Origin of the sequence: Nocardioides hwasunensis (assembly GCF_014779665.1) — a bacterium.
Classification (GTDB): Bacteria; Actinomycetota; Actinomycetes; order Propionibacteriales; family Nocardioidaceae; genus Nocardioides; species Nocardioides hwasunensis.
This window is the reverse complement of record NZ_JACXYY010000010.1, coordinates 1-20,198: the sequence shown is the minus strand read 5'-3', so window position 1 is coordinate 20,198 and position 20,198 is coordinate 1. Positions and strand designations below refer to the sequence as shown.

Annotated in this window: 23 protein-coding genes and 2 tRNA genes; 18 read left to right on the top strand and 7 right to left on the bottom strand. The window is 71.9% G+C overall.

Features of this window, described 5'->3' with window-relative positions; genetic code table 11:
- Window positions 1-14 precede the first annotated feature (14 nt).
- From IEZ25_RS20250 to IEZ25_RS20220, 7 genes are read left to right on the top strand one after another with little or no spacing between them, the layout of a single operon-like run.
- Complete coding sequence (locus IEZ25_RS20250; RefSeq protein WP_191201295.1) at window positions 15-1,151, top strand: LLM class flavin-dependent oxidoreductase; 1,137 nt, start codon at window positions 15-17, stop codon at window positions 1,149-1,151.
- Window positions 1,141-2,316, top strand: a complete 1,176-nt coding sequence (locus tag IEZ25_RS20245) for a CaiB/BaiF CoA transferase family protein (RefSeq protein ID WP_191201294.1) — start codon at window positions 1,141-1,143, stop codon at window positions 2,314-2,316. Before IEZ25_RS20250 ends, IEZ25_RS20245 begins: the two co-directional genes overlap by 11 nt.
- On the top strand, window positions 2,313-2,957 hold the full coding sequence (locus IEZ25_RS20240) for an enoyl-CoA hydratase/isomerase family protein (RefSeq protein ID WP_191201293.1): 645 nt from the start codon (window positions 2,313-2,315) through the stop codon (window positions 2,955-2,957). The genes IEZ25_RS20245 and IEZ25_RS20240 overlap by 4 nt, the downstream gene beginning before the upstream one ends.
- A complete protein-coding gene (locus IEZ25_RS20235) occupies window positions 2,954-3,535 on the top strand; it encodes a cysteine dioxygenase family protein (protein ID WP_191201292.1) in 582 nt (193 codons plus the stop codon). Before IEZ25_RS20240 ends, IEZ25_RS20235 begins: the two co-directional genes overlap by 4 nt.
- Before the next feature lie 46 nt (window positions 3,536-3,581).
- Window positions 3,582-4,307, top strand: a complete 726-nt coding sequence (locus IEZ25_RS20230; protein ID WP_191201291.1) for an alpha/beta hydrolase — start codon at window positions 3,582-3,584, stop codon at window positions 4,305-4,307.
- Entirely contained in the window at window positions 4,304-4,813 is a 510-nt protein-coding gene (locus tag IEZ25_RS20225) for an NADPH-dependent FMN reductase (RefSeq protein ID WP_191201290.1), read from the top strand. Before IEZ25_RS20230 ends, IEZ25_RS20225 begins: the two co-directional genes overlap by 4 nt.
- Entirely contained in the window at window positions 4,810-5,349 is a 540-nt protein-coding gene (locus tag IEZ25_RS20220; RefSeq protein WP_191201289.1) for a flavin reductase family protein, read from the top strand. The genes IEZ25_RS20225 and IEZ25_RS20220 overlap by 4 nt, the downstream gene beginning before the upstream one ends.
- A gap of 22 nt (window positions 5,350-5,371) precedes the next feature.
- Here the strand turns inward: IEZ25_RS20220 and IEZ25_RS20215 are convergent.
- Both IEZ25_RS20215 and IEZ25_RS20210 read right to left on the bottom strand, forming a co-directional pair.
- Window positions 5,372-5,444 (bottom strand) — tRNA-Arg (locus IEZ25_RS20215).
- A gap of 56 nt (window positions 5,445-5,500) precedes the next feature.
- Window positions 5,501-7,009 carry a SulP family inorganic anion transporter gene (locus IEZ25_RS20210; RefSeq protein ID WP_191201288.1) on the bottom strand — a complete coding sequence of 503 codons (1,509 nt, stop codon included), beginning with the start codon at window positions 7,007-7,009 and terminating at the stop codon, window positions 5,501-5,503.
- Between the two features lie 54 nt (window positions 7,010-7,063).
- On the opposite strand from IEZ25_RS20210, the gene IEZ25_RS20205 reads away from it, so the two are divergent.
- The 3 genes from IEZ25_RS20205 (at window position 7,064) to IEZ25_RS20195 (ending at window position 9,005) form a co-directional block, all read left to right on the top strand.
- Window positions 7,064-7,447 (top strand): MerR family transcriptional regulator, encoded by a 384-nt coding sequence (locus tag IEZ25_RS20205; RefSeq protein ID WP_318152366.1) that lies wholly within the window; start codon window positions 7,064-7,066, stop codon window positions 7,445-7,447.
- Window positions 7,448-7,536: 89 nt separating this feature from the next.
- Complete coding sequence (locus tag IEZ25_RS20200; RefSeq protein WP_191201287.1) at window positions 7,537-8,817, top strand: LCP family protein; 1,281 nt, start codon at window positions 7,537-7,539, stop codon at window positions 8,815-8,817.
- Window positions 8,814-9,005 (top strand): hypothetical protein, encoded by a 192-nt coding sequence (locus IEZ25_RS20195; RefSeq protein WP_191201286.1) that lies wholly within the window; start codon window positions 8,814-8,816, stop codon window positions 9,003-9,005. The genes IEZ25_RS20200 and IEZ25_RS20195 overlap by 4 nt, the downstream gene beginning before the upstream one ends.
- A gap of 82 nt (window positions 9,006-9,087) precedes the next feature.
- On the opposite strand, the gene IEZ25_RS20190 is transcribed toward IEZ25_RS20195, so the two are convergent.
- The 3 genes from IEZ25_RS20190 to IEZ25_RS20180 all read right to left on the bottom strand — a co-directional run bounded on the left by IEZ25_RS20190 (window position 9,088) and on the right by IEZ25_RS20180 (window position 10,698).
- On the bottom strand, window positions 9,088-9,459 hold the full coding sequence (locus IEZ25_RS20190) for an MscL family protein (RefSeq protein ID WP_191201285.1): 372 nt from the start codon (window positions 9,457-9,459) through the stop codon (window positions 9,088-9,090).
- A 56-nt stretch (window positions 9,460-9,515) separates the two neighbouring features.
- Window positions 9,516-10,148, bottom strand: a complete 633-nt coding sequence (locus IEZ25_RS20185; protein ID WP_191201284.1) for an SAF domain-containing protein — start codon at window positions 10,146-10,148, stop codon at window positions 9,516-9,518.
- Between the two features lie 202 nt (window positions 10,149-10,350).
- Window positions 10,351-10,698, bottom strand: a complete 348-nt coding sequence (locus IEZ25_RS20180) for an FmdB family zinc ribbon protein (RefSeq protein ID WP_191201283.1) — start codon at window positions 10,696-10,698, stop codon at window positions 10,351-10,353.
- Between the two features lie 106 nt (window positions 10,699-10,804).
- Here IEZ25_RS20180 and IEZ25_RS20175 point away from each other — a divergent pair, with 106 nt between their 5' ends.
- The gene (locus tag IEZ25_RS20175; RefSeq protein ID WP_191201282.1) at window positions 10,805-13,447 is read left to right on the top strand and encodes a penicillin acylase family protein; all 2,643 of its coding nucleotides are present in this window, start codon (window positions 10,805-10,807) and stop codon (window positions 13,445-13,447) included.
- A gap of 90 nt (window positions 13,448-13,537) precedes the next feature.
- Here the strand turns inward: IEZ25_RS20175 and IEZ25_RS20170 are convergent, their stop codons facing one another.
- Window positions 13,538-14,152 carry a 5-formyltetrahydrofolate cyclo-ligase gene (locus IEZ25_RS20170; protein ID WP_191201281.1) on the bottom strand — a complete coding sequence of 205 codons (615 nt, stop codon included), beginning with the start codon at window positions 14,150-14,152 and terminating at the stop codon, window positions 13,538-13,540.
- 22 nt (window positions 14,153-14,174) lie between these two features.
- Between IEZ25_RS20170 and IEZ25_RS20165 the strand changes: the two genes are divergently transcribed.
- The 7 genes from IEZ25_RS20165 (at window position 14,175) to IEZ25_RS20135 (ending at window position 19,563) form a co-directional block, all read left to right on the top strand.
- On the top strand, window positions 14,175-15,572 hold the full coding sequence (locus tag IEZ25_RS20165) for a UTP--glucose-1-phosphate uridylyltransferase (protein WP_191201280.1): 1,398 nt from the start codon (window positions 14,175-14,177) through the stop codon (window positions 15,570-15,572).
- Window positions 15,565-16,806, top strand: a complete 1,242-nt coding sequence (gene glp / locus IEZ25_RS20160; RefSeq protein ID WP_191201279.1) for a molybdotransferase-like divisome protein Glp — start codon at window positions 15,565-15,567, stop codon at window positions 16,804-16,806. The genes IEZ25_RS20165 and glp overlap by 8 nt, the downstream gene beginning before the upstream one ends.
- Complete coding sequence (gene moaC, locus IEZ25_RS20155; RefSeq protein WP_191201278.1) at window positions 16,806-17,294, top strand: cyclic pyranopterin monophosphate synthase MoaC; 489 nt, start codon at window positions 16,806-16,808, stop codon at window positions 17,292-17,294. Before glp ends, moaC begins: the two co-directional genes overlap by 1 nt.
- 14 nt (window positions 17,295-17,308) lie before the next feature.
- Complete coding sequence (locus IEZ25_RS20150) at window positions 17,309-17,785, top strand: MogA/MoaB family molybdenum cofactor biosynthesis protein (RefSeq protein WP_318152365.1); 477 nt, start codon at window positions 17,309-17,311, stop codon at window positions 17,783-17,785.
- 5 nt (window positions 17,786-17,790) lie between these two features.
- Entirely contained in the window at window positions 17,791-18,402 is a 612-nt protein-coding gene (locus IEZ25_RS20145; protein WP_191201276.1) for a GNAT family N-acetyltransferase, read from the top strand.
- A gap of 60 nt (window positions 18,403-18,462) precedes the next feature.
- Entirely contained in the window at window positions 18,463-19,365 is a 903-nt protein-coding gene (gene sepX, locus IEZ25_RS20140; RefSeq protein WP_191201275.1) for a divisome protein SepX/GlpR, read from the top strand.
- A 122-nt stretch (window positions 19,366-19,487) separates the two neighbouring features.
- A tRNA-Ala gene (locus IEZ25_RS20135) sits at window positions 19,488-19,563 on the top strand.
- Between the two features lie 9 nt (window positions 19,564-19,572).
- Here IEZ25_RS20135 and IEZ25_RS20130 read toward each other — a convergent pair.
- A complete protein-coding gene (locus tag IEZ25_RS20130) occupies window positions 19,573-20,142 on the bottom strand; it encodes an integrase core domain-containing protein (RefSeq protein ID WP_224749406.1) in 570 nt (189 codons plus the stop codon).
- Window positions 20,143-20,198 lie beyond the last annotated feature (56 nt).

Sequence of the window (20,198 nt, the reverse complement as noted above, 5' to 3'; positions counted from 1 at the left end):
AAGAAGGACACACCATGACCGCCCAGACCCCGCGCTACGCCGACGTCGAGATCCTCGGCATGATCGGCACCGCCGACGCCTCCGAGATCCGGACCTCCTCCGGTCCGATCGTCGACCCCGACTACACCGCCCGCTTCGCGCAGGCCCACGAGGAGGGCGGCTTCGACCGCGTCCTCATCGGCTACGGCTCGAGCTGGTCCGAGGGCACCCAGGTCGCGGCGTACGCCGCCGCCCACACCGAGCGACTCGGCCTGCTCGTCGCCCACCGCCCGGGCGTCGTGCACCCCACGCTGGCCTCGCGCACCTTCAGCACGCTCGACCACTTCTCGAAGGGTCGCGTGGCCCTCAACATCGTCACGGGTGGCAACGACACCGAGCAGCGTCGCGAGGGCGACTACCTCCCCCACGACGAGCGCTACGCGCGCACCGACGAGTACCTGCAGGTGCTGCGCCAGTCGTGGGACACCACGGGACCGCGCGACTTCGAGGGCAGCTACTACCGCTTCGAGGGGTTCGATCCGCAGGTCCGCCCCTACGACGACCGCCACCTCGAGCTGTTCTTCGGCGGCAGCTCGTCGGCGGCCTACGCCGTGGGTGCGAAGCGGGCCGACACCTACATGCTGTGGGGCGAGCCGCTCGCCGAGACCGGTGAGCAGATCGCGACCGTCGGGCGCGAGGCCGCTGCCGCCGGACGTGCCACGCCGCCGCGGATCTCGGTGTCCTTCCGGCCCATCCTCGCTCGCACCGACGACGAGGCCTGGGAGCGCGCGCACGGCATCCTGGACACGATCAACGGCGCTGCCGGCCAGGCCTTCAAGGAGAAGGTCGGCCGGATCCACCCGCAGGGCAAGGGGCCCGAGAACGCCGGGTCGCAGCGGCTGCTCGCCGTCGCCGAGAAGGGCGAGCTGCACGACCGGTGCCTGTGGACGCCCACCACGAAGGCTGTCGGCGGCGGAGGCAACTCGACCGCGCTGGTCGGCTCGCCCGAGACGGTCGCGGCCGCGATCCTCGACTACGTCGAGATCGGCGTCGACACCGTCCTGATCCGCGGCTACGACCCGCTGCAGGACGCCATCGGCTACGGCCGTGACCTGCTGCCGCTGGTCCGCCAGGAGCTCGCCCACCGCGCCGGGACCGCCCGTGCCTCCTGAGGTCTCCCCGACGTCCGGCCGTCCCCTCGAGGGCGTCCGGGTCGTCGAGCTCGCGCACGTGGCGGCCGGCCCGTTCGCGGGCATGCTGCTGGCCGACCTCGGTGCCGACGTCGTGAAGGTCGAGCCGCCCACGGGCGACCAGATGCGGTCGTGGCCGCCGTTCGCCCGGGACGCCGACGGGACGTCGTTCAGCCACAACTTCGCCTCGGTCAACCGCAACAAGCGCAGCATCACCGCCGACCTCAAGGACCCCGACCAGCTGGCCGAGGTGCGCACGCTCGTGGCCGCCGCGGACGTCGTCGTCGAGAACTACCGCCCGGGGGTCCTGGACCGGCTCGGCCTCGGCTACGACGAGGTGGCCGCGGACCACCGCGGACTCGTCTACGCCTCGATCTCCGGATACGGGCTCACCAGCCCCTACGTCAACGACGGCGCCTACGACGTCGTCATCCAGGGGATGTCGGGCCTGATGAGCGTGACCGGCGAGCCGGACGGAGACCCCGTGAAGTCGGGGGTGCCGGTCGGCGACTTCACGGCCGGGCTGTACGCCGCCTACACGATCGCCGCGACCCTGCCGCAGGTCCGCGCCAGCGGAGCGTCGGTGCGCCTCGACGTGCCGATGCTCGACTGCCTGCTCGGCATCTCAGCGCTGCAGACCAGTGAGTACTGGGGCTCCGGGCGCGAGCCCGCGCGCCTCGGCACGGCCCACCCGCGCAACGCGCCCTACCAGGGCTTCTCCGCCGCGGACGGTGACCTCACCATCGCGGCAGGCAACGACAAGCTCTGGGCCGCCGTGGCCGAAGTCGTCGGGCTCCCGCACCTCGTCCACGACCCGCGCTTCGTCAGCCAGGGGGATCGCGTCGAGCACCAGCGCGAGCTCGCCGAGCTCCTCGGTGAGCAGCTCGCCCAGGAGAAGCGCTCCCACTGGCTCACCGAGCTCCGCGCCCGGGGCGTGCCCTGCGGACCGGTCAACACCTTCGGCGAGGCGCTCGCCGACCCGCACGTGGACGCGACGGGGCTCGTCGGCCGCGTCGACGTACCCATCGCGGGGGCGACGCCCACGGTCGTCTTCCCGGTGCGGATCTCCGGGCAGACGCCACGGCTCGACCGCGGGGCACCCGCGCTCGGCGCGCACCGCGAGGTCGTCGAGGAGTGGATCGCGTGAACGCCCACACGAACCTCGTCGTCGACCGGGGGCCGGTGTGGACGGTCACCCTCGACCGACCGGAGCGGGCCAACGCGCTCTCGTCCGCGCTCGTCGAGCAGCTGCACGCGATGCTCGACGAGGCCGAAGGCGCGCGGCCGCAGGCGCTCGTGCTCCGCGGCAACGCCCGCCACTTCGCCGCGGGCTTCGACCTCGGTGGCCTCGCGGACGAGACGGACGCGACCCTGGCCCTGCGCTTCCTGCGCGTCGGCACGCTGCTCGAGCGGCTGATCGCGGCGCCGTTCACCACGGTCGCCGTGGCCGAGGGGGCCGCGATCGGCGCCGGCGCAGACGTGGTGCTCGCGTGCGACCACCGACTCGTCGATCCCTCGGTCAAGCTCCGGTTCCCGGGATCGGCCTTCGGCGTCGCGCTCGGGACGGTCCGGCGAGCCGAGCTCGGCGACGCCTGGGCGACGGGCGCGCCGACCGACCTCGCCGACGCGCTTGCCGGCCCACGGCCCGCTCGCCGCCACCACGACACCGACGCCGAGGTGAGCGCGCTCGCCCGGTCGGTGGCCATCCCTGGCATCCACTCCCGCATCACGGCCTACGCACACGACATCAGCAAGGCCGCCCAGGCCAGGAAGAAGGAGATCGCATGACCGCCCAGCAGGAGATCGTCCCCGTCCAGAGCGAGGTGCCCGCCATCGCGCAGCTGGCCCGGACCGTCGAGGACCTCATCGGGCAGGGGCTCGACGAGCAGGCGCTCACCGCCGCCGTCCGCACCGAGCTCGAGCGCACCCTCGCCGAGGGCTTCGAGCTGCCCGCGGAGCAGGTGGCGCCCGACCCGGTGCGCTACGTGATGTATCCGCTCCACGTGGCAGCCGACGGCAGCTTCTCCATCGCGAGCGCGGTGTGGGACGTCGGCCAGGGCACTCCCGTGCACGGCCACGAGACCTGGGGAGTCGTCGGGATCTACTCCGGCGTCGAGGTCGAGACCCGCTACGAGAAGCCGACCACGCCCGACGTCCCGCTCGTGGGCCAAGGCACCGACGAGTGGGGTGCAGGCGAGGTCACGGTCTGCTGCACCACCGCCGACGACGTGCACCAGGTCCGCTGCGGCGGCGACCGGCCCGTCGTCGGCATCCACGTCTACGGCGCCGACATCGGCACCCTCCCGCGCCGCAGCTACGACCCCGAGACCGGTGCCGTGCACTGGTTCACCTCGCGCTGGGCCTGAGCCCGGCCGACCTGCCTGACCCGCCGATCCGAGAAGGAGATCGATCATGACCGTCACAGCCACCTGGGACGAGCCCGCCGGCGCGACGCCGCGCGGCACCCTCGTCGTGCTGCCCGGACGCGGCGAGACCGACGCGTCGTACCACCGCTTCGGCCGCCGGCTCTCCGCCGACGCCTACAAGGTCCGTCTGGTCGACGTCGACCTCGACGACCTCACCGCCACCCGCGAGCGCGTCGAGAAGGTGCTGGCCGACGAGTCGCTGCCCTCGCCCAAGGTCCTGGTCGGCGCCGACACCGGTGCCACGCTCGCCGCGACCCTGGTGGGCGAGGTGCCGGCCGACGCCGCCGTGCTCGCCGGCCTCACCCTGCCGGGCTCCGCCGTCGCCGACAGCTGGGAGGAGCAGGTCGAGGCCCGGACGGCGTGTCCGGTGCACCGTGCCGTCCTCGACGGCGATCTGAGGCTCGACCGCGAGGCCCGCGACCAGCCGCTGCCGTGGACCTCGGTCGAGCTCACCGCACCGGACAAGCCGGTGCTCGTCGTCCACGGATCGGCCGACCGGATCACGGCCGCCGCCGAGGCCACCGCGCCCTACGTCGACGCGCCCGGCGCGCGGGTGTGGCTGGTCGAGGGCGGTCGCCACGACATCCTCAACGACGTCTCGCACCGCTCGGTGGCCGCGACCGTCGTGCTCTTCCTCGAGTCGCTCAAGCTGGGCGCCGAGCTCCCCCCGGTGTTGGTGCCGGTGTCCGCGCCCGCAGGGGCCACCCGATGAGCACCACCGCCGTCGTGGTCGGCAACCCGAAGCCGGGTAGCCGCACGCTCGCAGCCGCCACGTACGTCGCCCGCGAGCTCAGCGGCGGCGACCCTGACCTGGTCGTCGACCTGGCGACCCTCGGTCCGGCCATCCTCGACTGGGCCGACGCGGGCGTCGCCGACCTCGTCGCGCAGGTCGGCGCGGCCGACCTCGTCGTGGTCGCGAGCCCGACCTACAAGGCCGCCTACACAGGGCTGCTGAAGCTGTTCCTCGACCGGTTCGCCGGCGGCACCGGTCTCCGGGGCCTGGCCGTGCCGCTCATGCTCGGCGGCAGCCCGGCCCACTCGCTCGCACCCGAGACCACGCTGCGCCCGGTGCTGACCGAGATCGGCGCGACGGTGCCCGGCCGGGCGCTCTACGTGGTCGACGCCCAGCACGACGACCCGGCGGCGTACGCCGACTGGCTCGCGGCCACCCGGCCGTGGGTCCGCACCTTCCTCGACACTCCGATCGGAGCCCGATGACCGTCTCGCCCAGCCCCACGACCACTCCCACGACCGGCCTCACCACCAACCAGGACCTCGACCCGCGGTTGCTGCGCGACGCCTTCGGCACCTTCCCGAGCGGCGTCGTGGCCATCGCCGCCGAGATCGACGGCCGCCCGGTCGGCCTGGCCGCGAGCTCGTTCACCTCGGTGAGCCTGGACCCGCCGCTGGTCTCGGTGAACCTGGCCGTCTCCTCGAAGACGTGGCCGGACCTGCGCCGCTCGTCGCACCTGGGCGTGACCGTCCTGGCCGACCACCACGCCGCGGTGTGCCGCGCGCTCGCTGGCCCGGTCGACCAGCGCTTCGACTCGATCGCGTGGACCGCCACGCCCGACGGAGCGATCACCCTCGACGACGGCCTCGCCAGCTTCGACTGCACGATCTATCGCGAGGTCGAGGCTGGCGACCACGTCCTGGTGCTGCTGCGCCTCCACGCCCTGCAGCAGGCCGAGGACGTGGCGAACCCGCTCGTCTTCCACAACAGCGGGTTCGGCACCCTGCGCACGCTGGCGTAGCGGGCTGCGTGGGGTGGTGCTGTGCCCCAGGCAAGAGTCGAACTTGCGACCTTTCGCTTAGGAGGCGGCTGCTCTATCCACTGAGCTACTGGGGCGTCGCCGTGCACGCACGGCGGGGAGCATCTTGCCACGCCGGCACGCGCCGGCGAACTCAGTGGGAGGCGAGCGAGCCGCTGAGTCGCTCGTGGCGTGCTGCGCTCGCGGCGTCGAGGCCGACGATCTCGACCGACGTGCCCCGGCGGGCGTACTTGGTGGTGATCGAGTCGAGCGTGGCCACCGTCGAGGCGTCCCAGACGTGCGAGGCGCTCAGGTCGATCACGACGCGTGCGGGATCCTCGGCGTAGGCGAACTGCGTGTAGAGGTCGTTGCTCGAGGCGAAGAAGAGCTCGCCGGTCACCGTGTAGACCGCGGCCGGACGGCCGTCGCGATCGTCGACGACCTCGCGGTGGAGCTCGGTGAGGTGGGCGACGCGACGGGCGAACAGCGTCATGGCGACGAGCACGCCCACCCCCACGCCGACGGCGAGGTTGTGGGTCGCGACGGTGACCACGACGGTGGCGGCCATCACGATCGTCTCCGACCTCGGCATCCGCCGCAGCGTGGCCGGCCGGACCGAGTGCCAGTCGAAGGTGCCGACCGACACCATGACCATCACCGCGACGAGTGCTGCCATCGGGATGAGGGCGACCGCGTCACCGAACCCGACGACCAGGACCAGGAGGAAGACGCCGGCCAGGAAGGTGGAGATCCTGGTGCGTGCGGCCGAGACCTTCACGTTGATCATCGTCTGGCCGATCATCGCGCAGCCGCCCATCCCGCCGAAGAGACCGGTGACGAGGTTGGCGACGCCCTGCCCGCACGCCTCGCGGGTCTTGTCGGAGGGGGTGTCGGTGATGTCGTCGACGAGCTTGGCCGTCAGCAGCGACTCGAGCAGCCCGACGAGCGCCATCGCGACGGCGTACGGCCCGATGATCCGCAGCGTCTCGAGCGTCCACGGGACGTCGGGGAGGAACAGTGACGGCAGGCTGTCAGGCAGCTGGCCCTCGTCGCCCACGTCGGGCACCGAGACGCCGGCGAGCAGGACGAAGCCCGTGAGGGCCACGATCGCGACCAGCGGCGCTGGTACGACGGTGGTGACGCGCGGCAGCCCGACGATGATCGCGATGCCGACGGCGACCATCGGGTAGACCGCCCAGGGCACGTCGACGAGGTGGGGGACCTGCGCCCAGAAGATGAGGATCGCCAGGGCGTTGACGAAACCGATCATCACCTGCCGTGGCACGAACCGCATGAGCCGGGCCACTCCGAGCAGCCCCAGCACGACCTGGATCACGCCGCCGAGCAGGACCGTGGCGATGAGGTGGTCCATGCCGTGCTCGCGCATCACCGGCGCGATGACCAGCGCGATCGCGCCGGTGGCGGCCGAGATCATCGCCGGACGGCCACCGAGGAAGGCGATCGAGACCGCCATGGTGAACGATGCGAACAGGCCCACCCGAGGATCGACCCCGGCGATGATCGAGAACGAGATCGCCTCCGGGATCAGCGCGAGGGCCACGACGAGGCCGGCGAGGACCTCGGTGCGCAGGAGCCGCGGCGAGCGGAGTGCGGAGCGGACCGAGGGCTCCGGGATGGTCGTAGGGTCGGCGGGGTCAGGCACGTGGAGAAACCCTACCCTTACGTAAGGGTAGGGTTTGTGATTCGGAGGAGCCCTGTGGGCGAGGTCATGCACATCGGTGAGGTGGCGACCCGCACCGAGCTCTCCCTGCGCAGCCTGCGGCACTGGGAGGAGGTCGGGCTGCTGCGGCCCTCGGGCCGCACCGACGGTGGGTTCCGGCTCTACACCGAGGCCGACGTCGACAAGATCCTGGTCATCCGGCGGATGAAGCCGTTGGGCTTCTCCCTCGACGAGATGAAGGCGGTGATGGCCGACCTCGACGTCCTGGAGGAGCCCGGTGGGGACGAGGACGGCAGGACGGCCGCCAAGGACCGCTTGGCCGACGTTCAGGACGAGGCGCGGGAGCGGCGCACGCGCCTGGTGCGACAGCTCGAGATGGCCGACGAGTTCATCGGCCTGCTCGACTCGCGGCGACTCTGACGGACACGTCGCGAGCGGCGGAATTCTTGCGCTCGTGAAGTAGGTTCAGTGCGGTCAGCACCGTCCGTCCCTGTCGAAGGTGAGCTCCTGTGTCCGATGAGTCGCGCCCTGAGGACGCCGTCGGCGCGCCCAAGCGCAAGGGCAAGGTGAAGCGGAAGCACACCGTCGGCCGGGTCATCTTGATCAGCGCTCTCGTGCTCGCACTGATCACCGGTCTCAGCACGATCTACTTCATCCGCCACCTGGACGGCAACATCGAGTCGATCTCGACCGAGGACATCGGCGAGCGGCCGCCGGAGGTCTACACCGGCAACGGCCAGCCCCTCGACATCTTGGTGATGGGCTCCGACAGCCGCGCCTGCGACGGCTGCGACATCGACCAGGAGGCCGGCGCCGGCGGCTCCGACACCACCATCCTCGTGCATCTCTCCGCCGATCGCAGCCGGGCGTACGCCGTCTCCATCCCGCGCGACTCGATCGTGGACCGCCCCGAGGACGGCTGCGGCTCGCCCGCGGCCTCCGACGTCATGTGGAACGCCGCCTACGAGATCGGCGGCCCCCTGTGCACGATGCGCCAGCTGGAGGAGAACACCGGCATCCGCGTCGAGCACTTCGTCGTCGTCGACTTCGGCAACTTCGGCAACATGGTCGACGCCGTCGGCGGTGTGCCCGTCTGCGTCCCCTACGACATCTCCGACCCGGCGCACGGCATCTTCGTGCCGAAGGGCGACCCGTCGGTGCTCACCGGTGACGAGGCCCTCGACTACGTGCGAGCGCGCTACGTCGGCGAGAAGATCGAGCAGAACGACATCTCCCGGATCCGACGCCAGCAGGAGTTCATCGGTGCGCTGGTGCGCGAGGTGCTCTCCGCCGGGACCCTCACCCGCCTGGACAAGGTCGTGAGGTTCCTCGACGCGGCCACGGAGTCGCTGACCACCGACGACGAGTTCGCCTCGGTCACCCGCATCGGCAAGGTGGCCATGCAGCTCCAGGGCATCGGGCTCGACAAGATCAAGTTCGTCACCCTGCCGACCGACTACTACCCGCTCGACTCCGAGTTCCGCGGCAAGGTCTTCTGGACCGAACAGGCCACCCAGATCTGGAAGCTCCTCAACGAGGACAAGGAGCTGCCCGCCAGGCTGATCGGCGGCACGTCGGTCAGCGCCGAGGGCCCGCCCGGATCATCGACCGCGTCCCCCAGCGGCTCCCCGAGCGCCGGCGGCAGCGAGTCGCCCTCCGGCACGCCCGAGAGCCCCACCGAGACGCCTACCGAGACGCCGACCGAGACACCCACCGAGACGCCCACCGAGACGCCCTCGACCGCGCCGAGCACGCCCGAGCAGCCGCCGATCTACGGCGTCTGCTCGTGAGCCGCGCGACCGGCGACTCCACGCCGGCCCCGGGGCAGGAGCCGGAGTGGCAGCGACGTCGACGCCTCGCCGCGGTCTTCGGCGACGACGGGCCGGAGCAGACCTCCGACGACCGAGACGACCGCGAGGACCGTCAGGGCAAGGGCGACGGCTGGTACCGCGACCAGGTCCCGCCGCACCACGGCTGACCGGCCCTCGAGCAGGCGAGACGCAGAACGGCCCGCCCCTCCCGGGACGGGCCGCTCGTGCGTGCGTGCGGCGTACGACGCCTCAGACGGCGCCGCCGCGCGCCTTGAGCAGGTCGCGGATCTCCTCCAGCAACGCCACGTCGGCGGGGGTGCCGGACTCCTCGGCGGGGAAGAACTTGTCCTTCGCGCGGGTGTAGGGCATCACCACGAAGAAGTAGATGACGGCCGCGAGGATGAGGAAGGCGATCAGCGCGGTGAGGAACGGGCCGATCAGGACGTCGCCCGGGGCGAACGCGTCGAAGTTGGGCTCGGTGCCTCCGGTGATCCGGCTCACCAGTGACAGCAGCATGCCGGTGAAGGCGGTGACGACGGCGGCGAACGACGTGCCCATGATGACGGCGACGGCGAGCTCGACGAGGTTGCCGCGCAGGATGAAGTTCTTGAAACCAGTCATGGGGTCTCCTTTGTGTGGCCCCGAGACGGGCCGGGATCGAGCGTGTGGTGCTCACGCTATCGCTCCCAGGACACGGTCAGGAACTGCCCGAGAGCCGCACTCGTGATCGCGACCGCCTCGCTCGCGGAGGCGCCGACGACGACGAGCGCGCCGCCCGAGCCACCGGCCGGGCCGTCCGGCACTCCGGTGGGGGTCGCGAGCACGGTCACCTCACGCGCCACCGCTCGTGAGGTGCCGGTGCCGGGGTCGGTGGCGAGCAGGTCGACGACGTCGCCGGGCTGCAGCAGCGTCGCCATGCCGGCGTCGGGCAGGCGCACCGGCACGACGGTGTCGCCGGGCTGGGCGCGGGCCAGCCCGGGACCGACGACCCGCAGGTCCGTGAGCACCTCGCCCTGCCCGATCGGGGCGGCCAGCACGCGGCCTGCCGCCGCATCGGCGGCTCCCGCCGGCGCGAGGTCGGCGGGATAGTCGCGCGCGACCAGGTCGGTATCGGTGAGCCGGGTGCCCGAGGGCAGGTCACGGGCGGCGACCAGCACCTCGACGGTCGCGGCCGGCGGTGGTGCGACCGCCCGGATCGCGGCCAGCACCGCGACGCCGGCCAGGGTCGCGGCGATCAGCCGACGTCGGCGCCGCAGCTGGTGGCGTACGGCGCGCAGCCGGCGTCGCGTCGGCGGGAGTCCCGGGAACATCCTCCGACGCTAGGTCGGATCACCCGTCGCGCGCTGACCCTCTCCACAGGGGCCTCGGTTTCGACACGGGCGCGGGGCGCCCTGCTCAACCAGCGGCGGGTGGGCGCGGGGCGCCCTGCTCAACCAGCGGCGCGATCCCCGTCGGTCGAGCAGCGAGCGCCAGCGAGCGTGTCGAGACCACGGGCGGCCCGCGGGCCGGACGTCAGTCCGAGGAGGAGCTGCTGCTGCTCGAGGAGGACGACGTGCCGGTGGAGGCGGGCTTCGCGTCCTTCGAGCCCGACCCGGAGCCCGACCCGGAGCCCGACCCGGAGTCGCTCGAGGAGCTCTCCTTCGATCCCGACGAGGACGAGGCCGTGTCGGAGGAGGACGTGGTGGAGCGGCTGTCGTTGCGGTAGAAGCCCGAGCCCTTGAAGACCACGCCCACGGCGTTGAACAGCTTGCGGAGCTTGCCGTCGCACACCGGGCACACGGTGAGCGCGTCGTCGCTGAAGCTCTGGAACTGCTCGAAGGTGTGGCCGCACTCGGTGCAGGCGTACTGGTAGGTGGGCATGTGGATCCTTCGAGGACGGTGGTGGAGAAGTCGATCGGCCGGGCCGCGCGACGCGCTGGCACTCAGCCTCTTCGACTGCCAATGGTACGGCACAATGGGCCGAGCAATGAGCGAGCCGTCACCCACACCCGCCCCGACCAGTGCCGCCGACCCCGCTCTGCCCCGCATCAACTGGTGGCAGACCTTCCGGCGTGCTCCGCGCGTGGTCCGGTGGACGGCCTGGGTCGCGGTCGGACTCGTCGTCGTGCTGGTCCTGCTCGCCGCCGCGGCCGCGGTCGTCGTACGCCGTCCGCTGCCGCAGACCGGTGGCGAGATCGAGGTGCCGGGCCTGACCGCGCCCGTCGAGGTGGTCCGAGACGGCAACGGCATCCCGCAGCTCTACGCCGACAGCGACGACGACCTGATGTTCGCCCAGGGGTTCGTGCAGGCGCAGGAGCGCTTCTTCGAGATGGACGTCCGCCGCCACATCACGGCGGGACGGCTCTCGGAGCTCTTCGGCGCGGACACGCTCGAGACCGACAAGTTCATCCGCACGATGGGCTGGCGCCGGGTGGCCGAGCAGGAGTGGGCCCTGCTGGCACCGGCCACCCGCGAGGCACTGACGTCGTACGCCGCCGGGGTCAACGCCTACCTCGACGAGCGCTCGCCGTCCCAGCTCGCCGCCGAGTACACCGTGCTGGGCCTCAGCGGCCTCGACTACACGCCCGCCGACTGGGACCCGATCGACTCGCTGGCCTGGCTCAAGGCGATGGCGTGGGACCTGCGCGGCAACATGGACGCCGAGGTCGACCGGGTGCTCCTCTCTCTCGACCACACCCCGGAGGAGATCGCCGAGCTGTGGCCGGCCTACCCCTTCGACCAGCACCCGCCGATCGTGTCCGGCGGTGGTGTCGTGGACGGCGTCTTCGAGCAGAACGCGACGGGCAACGGCACCCGCAACCCGCGCCGTCCGGCGTACCCCCCGGGCGTCGTCGACGCGCTCGAGCGGGTGCAGCAGCGCGTCGAGGCGATGCCCGACCTGGTCGGCAAGGGGCGTGGCATCGGCAGCAACTCGTGGGTCGTCGACGGCGCGCACAGCTCCACCGGCATGCCGCTCCTCGCCAACGACCCGCACCTCGGGATCAGCCAGCCGGGCATCTGGATGCAGATGGGCCTGCACTGCCGCGAGCGCACCGAGGCGTGCACGCTCGACACGGCGGGCTTCACGTTCTCCGGGGTGCCGGGCGTGATCATCGGCCACAACGCCGACATCGCATGGGGCTTCACCAACCTCGGTCCCGACGTCACCGACCTCTTCCTCGAGCAGACCGAGGGCGACGACCGCTACGTCCGCGACGACGACGCCGCCGCGATGTCCGTGCGCACCGAGACGATCAAGGTGCGGGGCGAGGACGACGTCGAGCTGCGGGTGCGCGAGACCGTCCACGGTCCGCTGATCAGCGACGTGTCGTCGGAGTTCGCGACCGTCGGCGCCAACGCCCCGACCGACGAGCCCGGCGACCGGGGGAGCGGGTACGCCGTCGCGCTGGCCTGGACCGCGCTCGACCCGGCGCCCACCGCCGACGCGATCCTCGCGCTCAACCGCGCGTCCGACTGGGACTCCTTCCGGGCAGCGGCCGCCGACTTCTCGGTCCCGGCGCAGAACCTCGTCTACGCCGACCGCGAGGGCCACATCGGCTACCAGGCGCCCGGCCGGGTGCCGATCCGCGGCGGCGGCAACGACGGCACCATGCCGGTCGAGGGCTGGGTCAGCGCCAACGACTGGACCGGCGACGACATCCCGTTCGACGGGCTGCCGAGCGTGCTCGACCCCGACGAGGGGTTCATCGTGACCGCCAACCAGGCCGTCATCGACCGCCGCTACCCCTACCTGCTGACCAAGGACTGGGACTACGGCTACCGCTCCACCCGGATCCGCGAGGCGCTGGTCGAGGAGGGCGAGCTGTCGGTGCAGGAGATGGCCGACCTCCAGCTCGACACCACCAATCCGATGGCCGAGGCCCTCGTGCCCTACCTGCTCGACCTCGACGTGCCGCGCGGCTACTACCGCAACGCGCAGGACCTGCTGCGCGGGTGGGACTTCACCCAGCCCGCGGACAGCGCGGCAGCGGCCTATTTCAACGTGGTGTGGCGCAACCTGCTCGAGCTGACCTTCCACGACGACCTGCGGCTGCGCACCTGGCCAGACGGTGGTGACCGCTGGTTCCTGGTGGTGAGCCGGATGCTGACCGAGCCGGCCGGACCGTGGTGGGACGACGCCGACACCCCCGAGGTCGAGACGCGCGACGACGTCCTGCGCCAGGCGATGCTCGACGCCCGCGACGAGCTGACCCGGCGCCAGGCACGCGACCCGCGCCTGTGGGAGTGGGGCCGGCTGCACCGGATGAACCTCCACAACGCCACGCTCGGCGAGTCCGGCATCGCCCCGATCGAGCGGCTGTTCAACCGCGACGGGTGGGAGGTCGGCGGGGGCTCCGCGATCGTCGACGCCACCTCGTGGACCGCGGTCGAGGGCTACGAGGTCACCGCCGCGCCGTCCATGCGGATGGTCGTCTCCCTCGCCGACTTCGACGACTCGCGCTGGATCAACCTCACCGGCGTCTCCGGCCACCCGGCCTCGTCGCACTACTCCGACCAGACCGAGCTGTGGGTCGACGGCGAGACCCTGCCCTGGGCCTTCAGCCGCGCCGCCGTCGAGGCAGCGGCGGAGGACACGCTGGTGCTGACGCCCCGCCCGCCCGGGGATTGAGCGGCAGCCACACGCGCCGCCCCTGGAGTCACCGGATATCCGGTGACCACCCCGCTTGTCACACCAGATCTCGGGTGCAAAGCGGGAGTCTCACCGGATATCCGGTGACTCCCGCATGGCCACCACGCCCGACGACGTCAGCGCGAAATCGACCGGACGGTCGTGCGGATCGGTCGGCACGGCGAGCCCGACCTCGTCGTCGTACAGCACCACGGCGACGGGGGTGCCCGGGGTGATCCGGGGGAGCGCGCGGTCGTAGCAGCCGCCGCCCTGGCCGAGGCGGTCACCGGCCGCGGAGACCGCGAGACCGGGCACGAGGACGACGTCGGCCTGCCCGATCGCCTCGCGACCGAGGCGGGGTCCGGTGGGTTCGAGCAGCCCGCGCACGGCGGGCCCGAGGCTGTCGCGACCGGCGTACTCCGCCCAGTCGAGGTCGAGCCCGGGCAGCACGACGGGCAGCAGCACCCGCTTGCCCGAGGCCACGAGGGCGTCGAGCAGGTGGCCGGTGCCGGGCTCGCTGCCGACCGAGACGTACGCCGTCACGGTGGCGGCGCGACGGATGACGTCCCACCCGGTCGCGACGTCGGCGACGGACACGGCGAAGTCCGCCGCAGCCCCGAGCGGGCGCCGCTTGCGGGCAGCACGGACCTGGTCGCGCAGGGCGGTCTTGGCTGCTGTGCTATCGGCCGGGTGTGGCGTGTCCACACGAGCAGCCTACGATCGAACCATGGCAAGCAAGGGCAACGCCCAGGGCCTCGCACTGGCGCGCGAGAAGATGCGCGGCGCCGGGGTGGACGAGGTCGCGATCGACACGTTCGCGCACTACTACCGCCTCCTCGAGCACGGCGAGACCGGCATGATCGCTGAGGACACCATCGAGCCGCTCGACATGGAGTCCCTCGCCGACGTCGAGGTGCCCGACGAGGTGGCGGCGGAGGCGGTCCGCAGGACCGCCGTCATCAAGCTCAACGGCGGCCTCGGCACGTCGATGGGCATGGACCGCGCCAAGTCGCTGCTGTGCGTGCGCCGGGGGTTGAACTTCCTCGACATCATCGCCCGCCAGGTGCTCCACCTGCGCCAGGAGTACGACGCCACGCTGCCGCTGCTGTTCATGAACTCCTTCCGCACCTCGACGGACACGATGGCCGCCCTCGAGCGCTACGACGCGCTGCCGGTCGACGGACTGCCGCTGGAGTTCCTGCAGAACAAGGAGCCCAAGCTCCTCGAGGCCGACCTGATGCCGGCCGCGCACCCGAAGGACCCCGACCTCGAGTGGTGCCCGCCCGGCCACGGCGATCTCTACACCGCGCTGCGCGGCACGGGCCTGCTGGCCCGGCTGGTCGACGCCGGCTACCGCTACGTCTTCGTCTCCAACTCCGACAACCTCGGCGCCGTTCCCGAGGCCCGCGTCGCGGGCTGGTTCGCCCAGAGCGGCGCGCCGTTCGCGATCGAGGCCGTGCGGCGCACTCCCTCGGACCGCAAGGGCGGCCACTTCGCCCGCCGCATCGCCGACGGCCGCATCGTGCTGCGCGAGTCCGCGCAGACGCTCGACGCCGACCGCGAGGCGCTGGCCGACCTCAGCCGTCACAAGTACTGCTCGACCAACAACCTCTGGTTCGACCTGCAGGCCATGAGCGAGGCGCTGGACGCGCGCGGCGGCATCCTGGGCCTTCCGCTCATCCGCAACGTCAAGCACCTCGACCCGTCCGACGCGTCCACCCCGAAGGTCGTGCAGATCGAGACTGCGATGGGCGCCGCGATCGAGGTGTTCGAGGGGGCCCGCACGATCGAGGTCGGTCGCGACCGCTTCGTGCCGGTCAAAACGACCGACGACCTGCTGGTGCTGCGCTCCGACGTCTACGACCTCGGCAAGGACTTCGTGCTCGACCAGTCCGGCGACGAGGTGCCCTACGTCTCGCTGGACGGGGACTTCTACAAGCTCGTCGGCGACTTCGACAAGCGGTTCCCCGACGGCGCCCCGTCGCTCCGCGACGCCGACTCGTTCACCGTCGAGGGCGACTGGACCTTCGGCCACGGCGTGAAGGTCGTCGGCGAGGTGGCCCTGAGCGCGAAGGCCGCCCAGCGCGTCGAGGGCGGCACCATCCTCGAGGAGCAGCATGGCTGAGCCGCGCCCGGGCCTGCTCCCGGTGCCTGACTACGTCGACCGCATCCTCGCCACCATCTCGCCGCTCCCGGCGTTCCCGCAGCCGCTGATGGAGGCCCTCGGCCTCGCGCTGGCCGAGGACGTGGTCGCACCGATCTCGCTGCCGAGCTTCGACAACTCCGCGATGGACGGCTACGCCGTGGTCGCCGAGGACGTCGCCGGCGCGAGCGAGGACGCCCCGGTCACGCTGCCCGTGGTCGGTGAGATCGGCGCCGGCACGTCGACGATCCTGGCGATCTCGCCGGGCACCGCGGTCAAGATCATGACCGGCGCTCCGGTGCCGGCCGGCGCGACCGCGGTCGTGCCCTACGAGTGGACCGACCGCGGTGTCGCCCAGGTGCGGATCGGCCGGGCCCCGTCGCTCGGACAGCACGTCCGACCGCTCGGCGACGACATCGCCGAGGGCGACATGCTGCTCGAGGAGGGCACCGTCCTCGGTCCTCGTCACCTCGGGATGCTGGCCGCCGTCGGCCGCGCGACCGTGCGCACCCGGCCGCGGCCGCGCGTGGTCGTCATCTCCACCGGGTCCGAGCTCCGCGACCCGGGCACGCCGCTGGGCCGCGACTCGATCTACGACGGCAACTCCTACCTCCTCGCCGCGGCCGCCCGCGCCGCCGGCGCCATCGCCTATCGCGTCGGCATCGTGCCCGACGAGGCTCACGCCTTCACCGAGGCGCTCAGCGACCAGCTCGTCCGCGCCGACCTCGTCGTCACCAGCGGTGGTGTGAGCGAGGGCGACTTCGACGTGGTCAAGGAGTCGCTGTCGCAGCACGGCACGATGTGGTTCGGCGGCGTCGGCATGCAGCCCGGCAAGCCGCAGGGCTTCGGCACCGTCGGGGAGGACGACACCCCGGTCTTCACGCTGCCGGGCAACCCGGTCTCCTCCTACGTCTCCTTCGAGATGTTCGTGCTGCCCGCGATCCGCCGGATGATGGGCAAGCTTCCTTACGCGCGCCCCACCAGCCGCGCACGGCTCACCCACGGGCTGTCGTCGCCCGACGGCCGGATGCAGCTGGTGCGCGCCCTCTACGACACCGACCGCGGGGGGACCTTCGTCTCCCCGGTCGGAGGACCCGGCTCGCACCTCCTCGGCGACCTGGCCTCCGCCAACTGCCTGATCGAGGTCCCGGCCGAGACGACCGCGATCCCCGCCGGCGAGATGGTCGCGATCCGCAAGCTCGACGAGGACTTCTGATGGCTTCTCCTCCCGACGGGCCGGGTGGCCTGACGCACGTCGACGAGACCGGTGCGGCACGGATGGTCGACGTGGGCGACAAGCCCGTCACCGCACGTACGGCGTCCGCGACCGGCCGCGTGCTCGTCAGCGCGGCTGTGGTCGATCTGCTCCGCGGTGAGGGCGTGCCCAAGGGCGACGCGCTCGCCGTCGCACGGATCGCGGGCATCATGGGGGCCAAGCAGACCCCGGCCCTGGTCCCGCTCTGCCACCCGCTGTCGATCTCCGGCGTGACCGTCGACCTCACGGTCACCGACGAGTCGGTCGACATCACCGCGACGGTTCGCACCACCGACCGCACCGGCGTCGAGATGGAGGCGCTCACCGCCGTGTCGGTCGCGGCGCTCACGGTCGTCGACATGGTCAAGGCCGTCGACAAGGGCGCCGTCATCACCGACATCCGGGTGGAGACCAAGACCGGCGGTCGGTCCGGCCCATGGGAACGGTGAGTCCAGTGGTCCCGGTGAGGCTGCCCGCTGCGGTCGTCGTCGCCTCCAACCGCGCCGCGGCCGGCGTCTACGCCGACGAGACCGGCCCGCTGATCGTCGCCTGGCTGAGCGCGCGGGGCTTCGACTGCGGCGAGCCGACCGTCGTGCCCGACGGCGACCCGGTCCGCGACGCCATCGCGGCCGCCGTCGCGGCGGGCGCCCGCGTCGTCCTCACCACCGGCGGCACCGGGCTGACGCCCACCGACCGCACGCCGGAGGCGACCCGCCCTCTCCTCGACCGCGAGGTGCCGGGCATCGCGGAGGCCGTCCGCGCCGCCGGTGTCGCCCAGGGCATCGCGACCGCGATGCTCTCGCGCGGCATCGCCGGCATCGTCGGAGACTGCCTCGTGGTCAACCTCCCCGGCTCGCGTGGTGGGGTCAAGGACGGCCTCGCCGTCCTCGAGCCGGTGATCACGCACGCGGTCGACCAGGTCGTCGGGAGCGATCACTGAACGCGTTGCCGGGCACCGCTCCGGGGTGGCCGGCCAAGCTGGTGTCCGAGGGTGTGGTCGTCCGCGCGCTGCGCAGGTCGGACGCCGACGAGTGGCAGGCGGTCCGCCAGCGCAACCACAGCTGGTTGCAGCCGTGGGACGCGACGGTCCCGCCGGGCTCCGTGCCGCGCGCGTCGTCGTACAAGCTGGTCGTGAAGTCGTTGCTGCACCAGGCCAAGCAGGGGCAGTGCCTGCCGTTCGTCATCGAGGTGGGCGGTCGGTTCGTCGGACAGGTGACGGTGAGCAACGTGGCGCGCGGCTCGGCCCAGTGGGCCTCGATCGGCTACTGGGTCTCTGCCGACGTCGCCGGCCGCGGGGTCGCGCCGCGTGCGGTGGCGCAGGTCATCGACCACTGCTTCGGCCCCGTCGGGCTGCACCGCATCGAGATCTGCGTGCGCCCGGAGAACACCAACTCCCTGCGCGTGGTGGAGAAGCTCGGCCTCGAGCAGGTCGGCTACGCGCCGAGATTTCTCCACATCGACGGCGACTGGCGCGACCACCGGATCTTCGCGCTGACCGCCGAGGAGGCGCCCGAGGGCGTCCTGGCTCGGCTCTCGACACACCAGTCACACCAGTAGTTCTGCGACACACCACTTGACATCCGCCCCGGTTGCGCTCCGCACTCCTACGCTCGGGGCGTGGACCTGAGCGCTCTCATCTTCGTCGCCCTTGCCGTGGCGTGGGCCGTCTACCTGATCCCCAAGGCCCTCAAGCACCACGACGAGGTCGTCCGCAGCCGCTCGGTCGAGAAGTTCTCCCACACCATGCGCGTGCTGGCCCGCCGCGAGCCGGTCGACCGCCGCAACGCCCGCCTGGTCGTCTCACCGATCCGCGCCTCGCTGCGCCCGCCGGTGGAGACCAAGGCGCGCGCCACCGTCGAGGTCGACGTCGAGGTCACGTCCGCCGCGGCTGCGCCCGCCCCCCGTCGTACGCCGTCCGCGCCGCCCGCCCCGGCCGAGATGCGTGCCTCGGCTCGTCGGGCCGCGAAGCGCCGCCGCAACGTGCTCGCTGCGGTCCTGCTCGTCAACGCCGTCGTGATCGCGCTGGCCGCCACCTCCGTCATCACCTGGCCCTGGGTCGGTGTCCCGGTCGGACTGCTGGTCGCCTGGCTGGTCGCGTGCCGCGTCTCGGTCCGCGCCGAGCGCCGCCTGCGTGCGGCCTCGTCCGCGATCGAGGTCGGGGTGCCGCCTCTGGTCGAGGAGGCAGTCGAGGAGCTCGACGACGTCGAGGTCACCGGCGAGATCCCGGCGACCCCTGTCGCCCCCGAGGAGCCGATGCGCGTCGAGGACGCTCCCGTCGTGGAGGCGCCCGCGCCGGTCGTCGGCGGCTGGGACATGGTGCCCACCACCCTGCCGACCTACGTCAGCAAGCCAGCCGCCCAGCGGCGTACGGTCTCCACGATCGATCTCGACTCCACCGGCGTCTGGTCCAGCGGACGCCACGACGGAGACTCCGCGATCGCCCGGTCAGCCGAGGAGTCGGCCAGGTCGGCCAAGGCCGCTCGCGAGGCCGACGAGGCCCGTCGCGCCAACGGCGCCTGAGCCCGTCCTCTTCCCGGACGTCCCCGTCGGGCCCTGGGATGTCGCGACCTGCGTGACGTCCCGGGCCGATTGGGTGGGCCCCCGGCGGCTCGTGTATCTTTGCGACGCGCCGTGAGGCGCATGGGGCTGTGGCGCAGTTGGTAGCGCGTCTCGTTCGCAATGAGAAGGTCAGGGGTTCGAATCCCCTCAGCTCCACCATGTGATCTCTCAGGAGGTACCGGACAGGCCGGACCCAGATTCTGGGTCCGGCCTTCTGTGTTGTCCGGGCTTGGGGCCGGGCGGTCGGCCTAGTGGCTGGTAGTTGCGGGTGGGGTCGATGGTGAGCTCACGGAGCAGTTCGCCGGTTGCGGCGTCGATGATGCGGACGTGGTGGCCGTCGACGAGCTTGAGGACTGGGGTTCGGCGGTGCTCGGCTCCGATGCCGATGTGGTGCAGTCGCCCGTTCATCCGCAGGCTGAGTTTGCCGTCCTTGTCGACGATGTCGTGCAGCACTCGGTAGTGGATGTCGGTCTGTCGGCTGGTGCCAGGGCTGGCTTTGGGTCGCGCGTGGTAGGCCGTGGCGGGTGTCGCCTGGTGCTGGAGCGAGCGATGTGGCCGTCGGTGGTTGTACTCGTCGACGAAGGTGTTGATGTGTGCTTGCAGCTGGGTCGAGGTGCTGGGCTGGGGGTCTTGGGTGCGCAGCCACTTCTTCATGGTTTGTTGGAATTGAACCGCCCCGGAATTTCCGGAGGCTGTGTTTGGTGGCTCAGCCGGTCGGCGTGAGCTGGTTTCTTGCAGCGTAGTGAAGTTCTTCGGCCTCGACTGGGGTCAGGTCGTCGATGGCCTCGTGGGGG

Excerpts from the sequence above, each read along its gene's own strand:
- IEZ25_RS20250 (WP_191201295.1), top strand. The coding sequence starts at position 15 with ATGACCGCCCAGACCCCGCGCTACGCCGACGTCGAGATCCTCGGCATG.
- IEZ25_RS20235 (WP_191201292.1), top strand. The coding sequence starts at position 2,954 with ATGACCGCCCAGCAGGAGATCGTCCCCGTCCAGAGCGAGGTGCCCGCC.
- IEZ25_RS20230 (WP_191201291.1), top strand. The coding sequence starts at position 3,582 with ATGACCGTCACAGCCACCTGGGACGAGCCCGCCGGCGCGACGCCGCGC.
- IEZ25_RS20225 (WP_191201290.1), top strand. The coding sequence starts at position 4,304 with ATGAGCACCACCGCCGTCGTGGTCGGCAACCCGAAGCCGGGTAGCCGC.
- IEZ25_RS20220 (WP_191201289.1), top strand. The coding sequence starts at position 4,810 with ATGACCGTCTCGCCCAGCCCCACGACCACTCCCACGACCGGCCTCACC.
- IEZ25_RS20190 (WP_191201285.1), bottom strand. The coding sequence starts at position 9,459 with ATGACTGGTTTCAAGAACTTCATCCTGCGCGGCAACCTCGTCGAGCTC.
- IEZ25_RS20185 (WP_191201284.1), bottom strand. The coding sequence starts at position 10,148 with ATGTTCCCGGGACTCCCGCCGACGCGACGCCGGCTGCGCGCCGTACGC.
- IEZ25_RS20180 (WP_191201283.1), bottom strand. The coding sequence starts at position 10,698 with ATGCCCACCTACCAGTACGCCTGCACCGAGTGCGGCCACACCTTCGAG.
- IEZ25_RS20175 (WP_191201282.1), top strand. The coding sequence starts at position 10,805 with ATGAGCGAGCCGTCACCCACACCCGCCCCGACCAGTGCCGCCGACCCC.
- IEZ25_RS20165 (WP_191201280.1), top strand. The coding sequence starts at position 14,175 with ATGGCAAGCAAGGGCAACGCCCAGGGCCTCGCACTGGCGCGCGAGAAG.
- glp (WP_191201279.1), top strand. The coding sequence starts at position 15,565 with ATGGCTGAGCCGCGCCCGGGCCTGCTCCCGGTGCCTGACTACGTCGAC.
- moaC (WP_191201278.1), top strand. The coding sequence starts at position 16,806 with ATGGCTTCTCCTCCCGACGGGCCGGGTGGCCTGACGCACGTCGACGAG.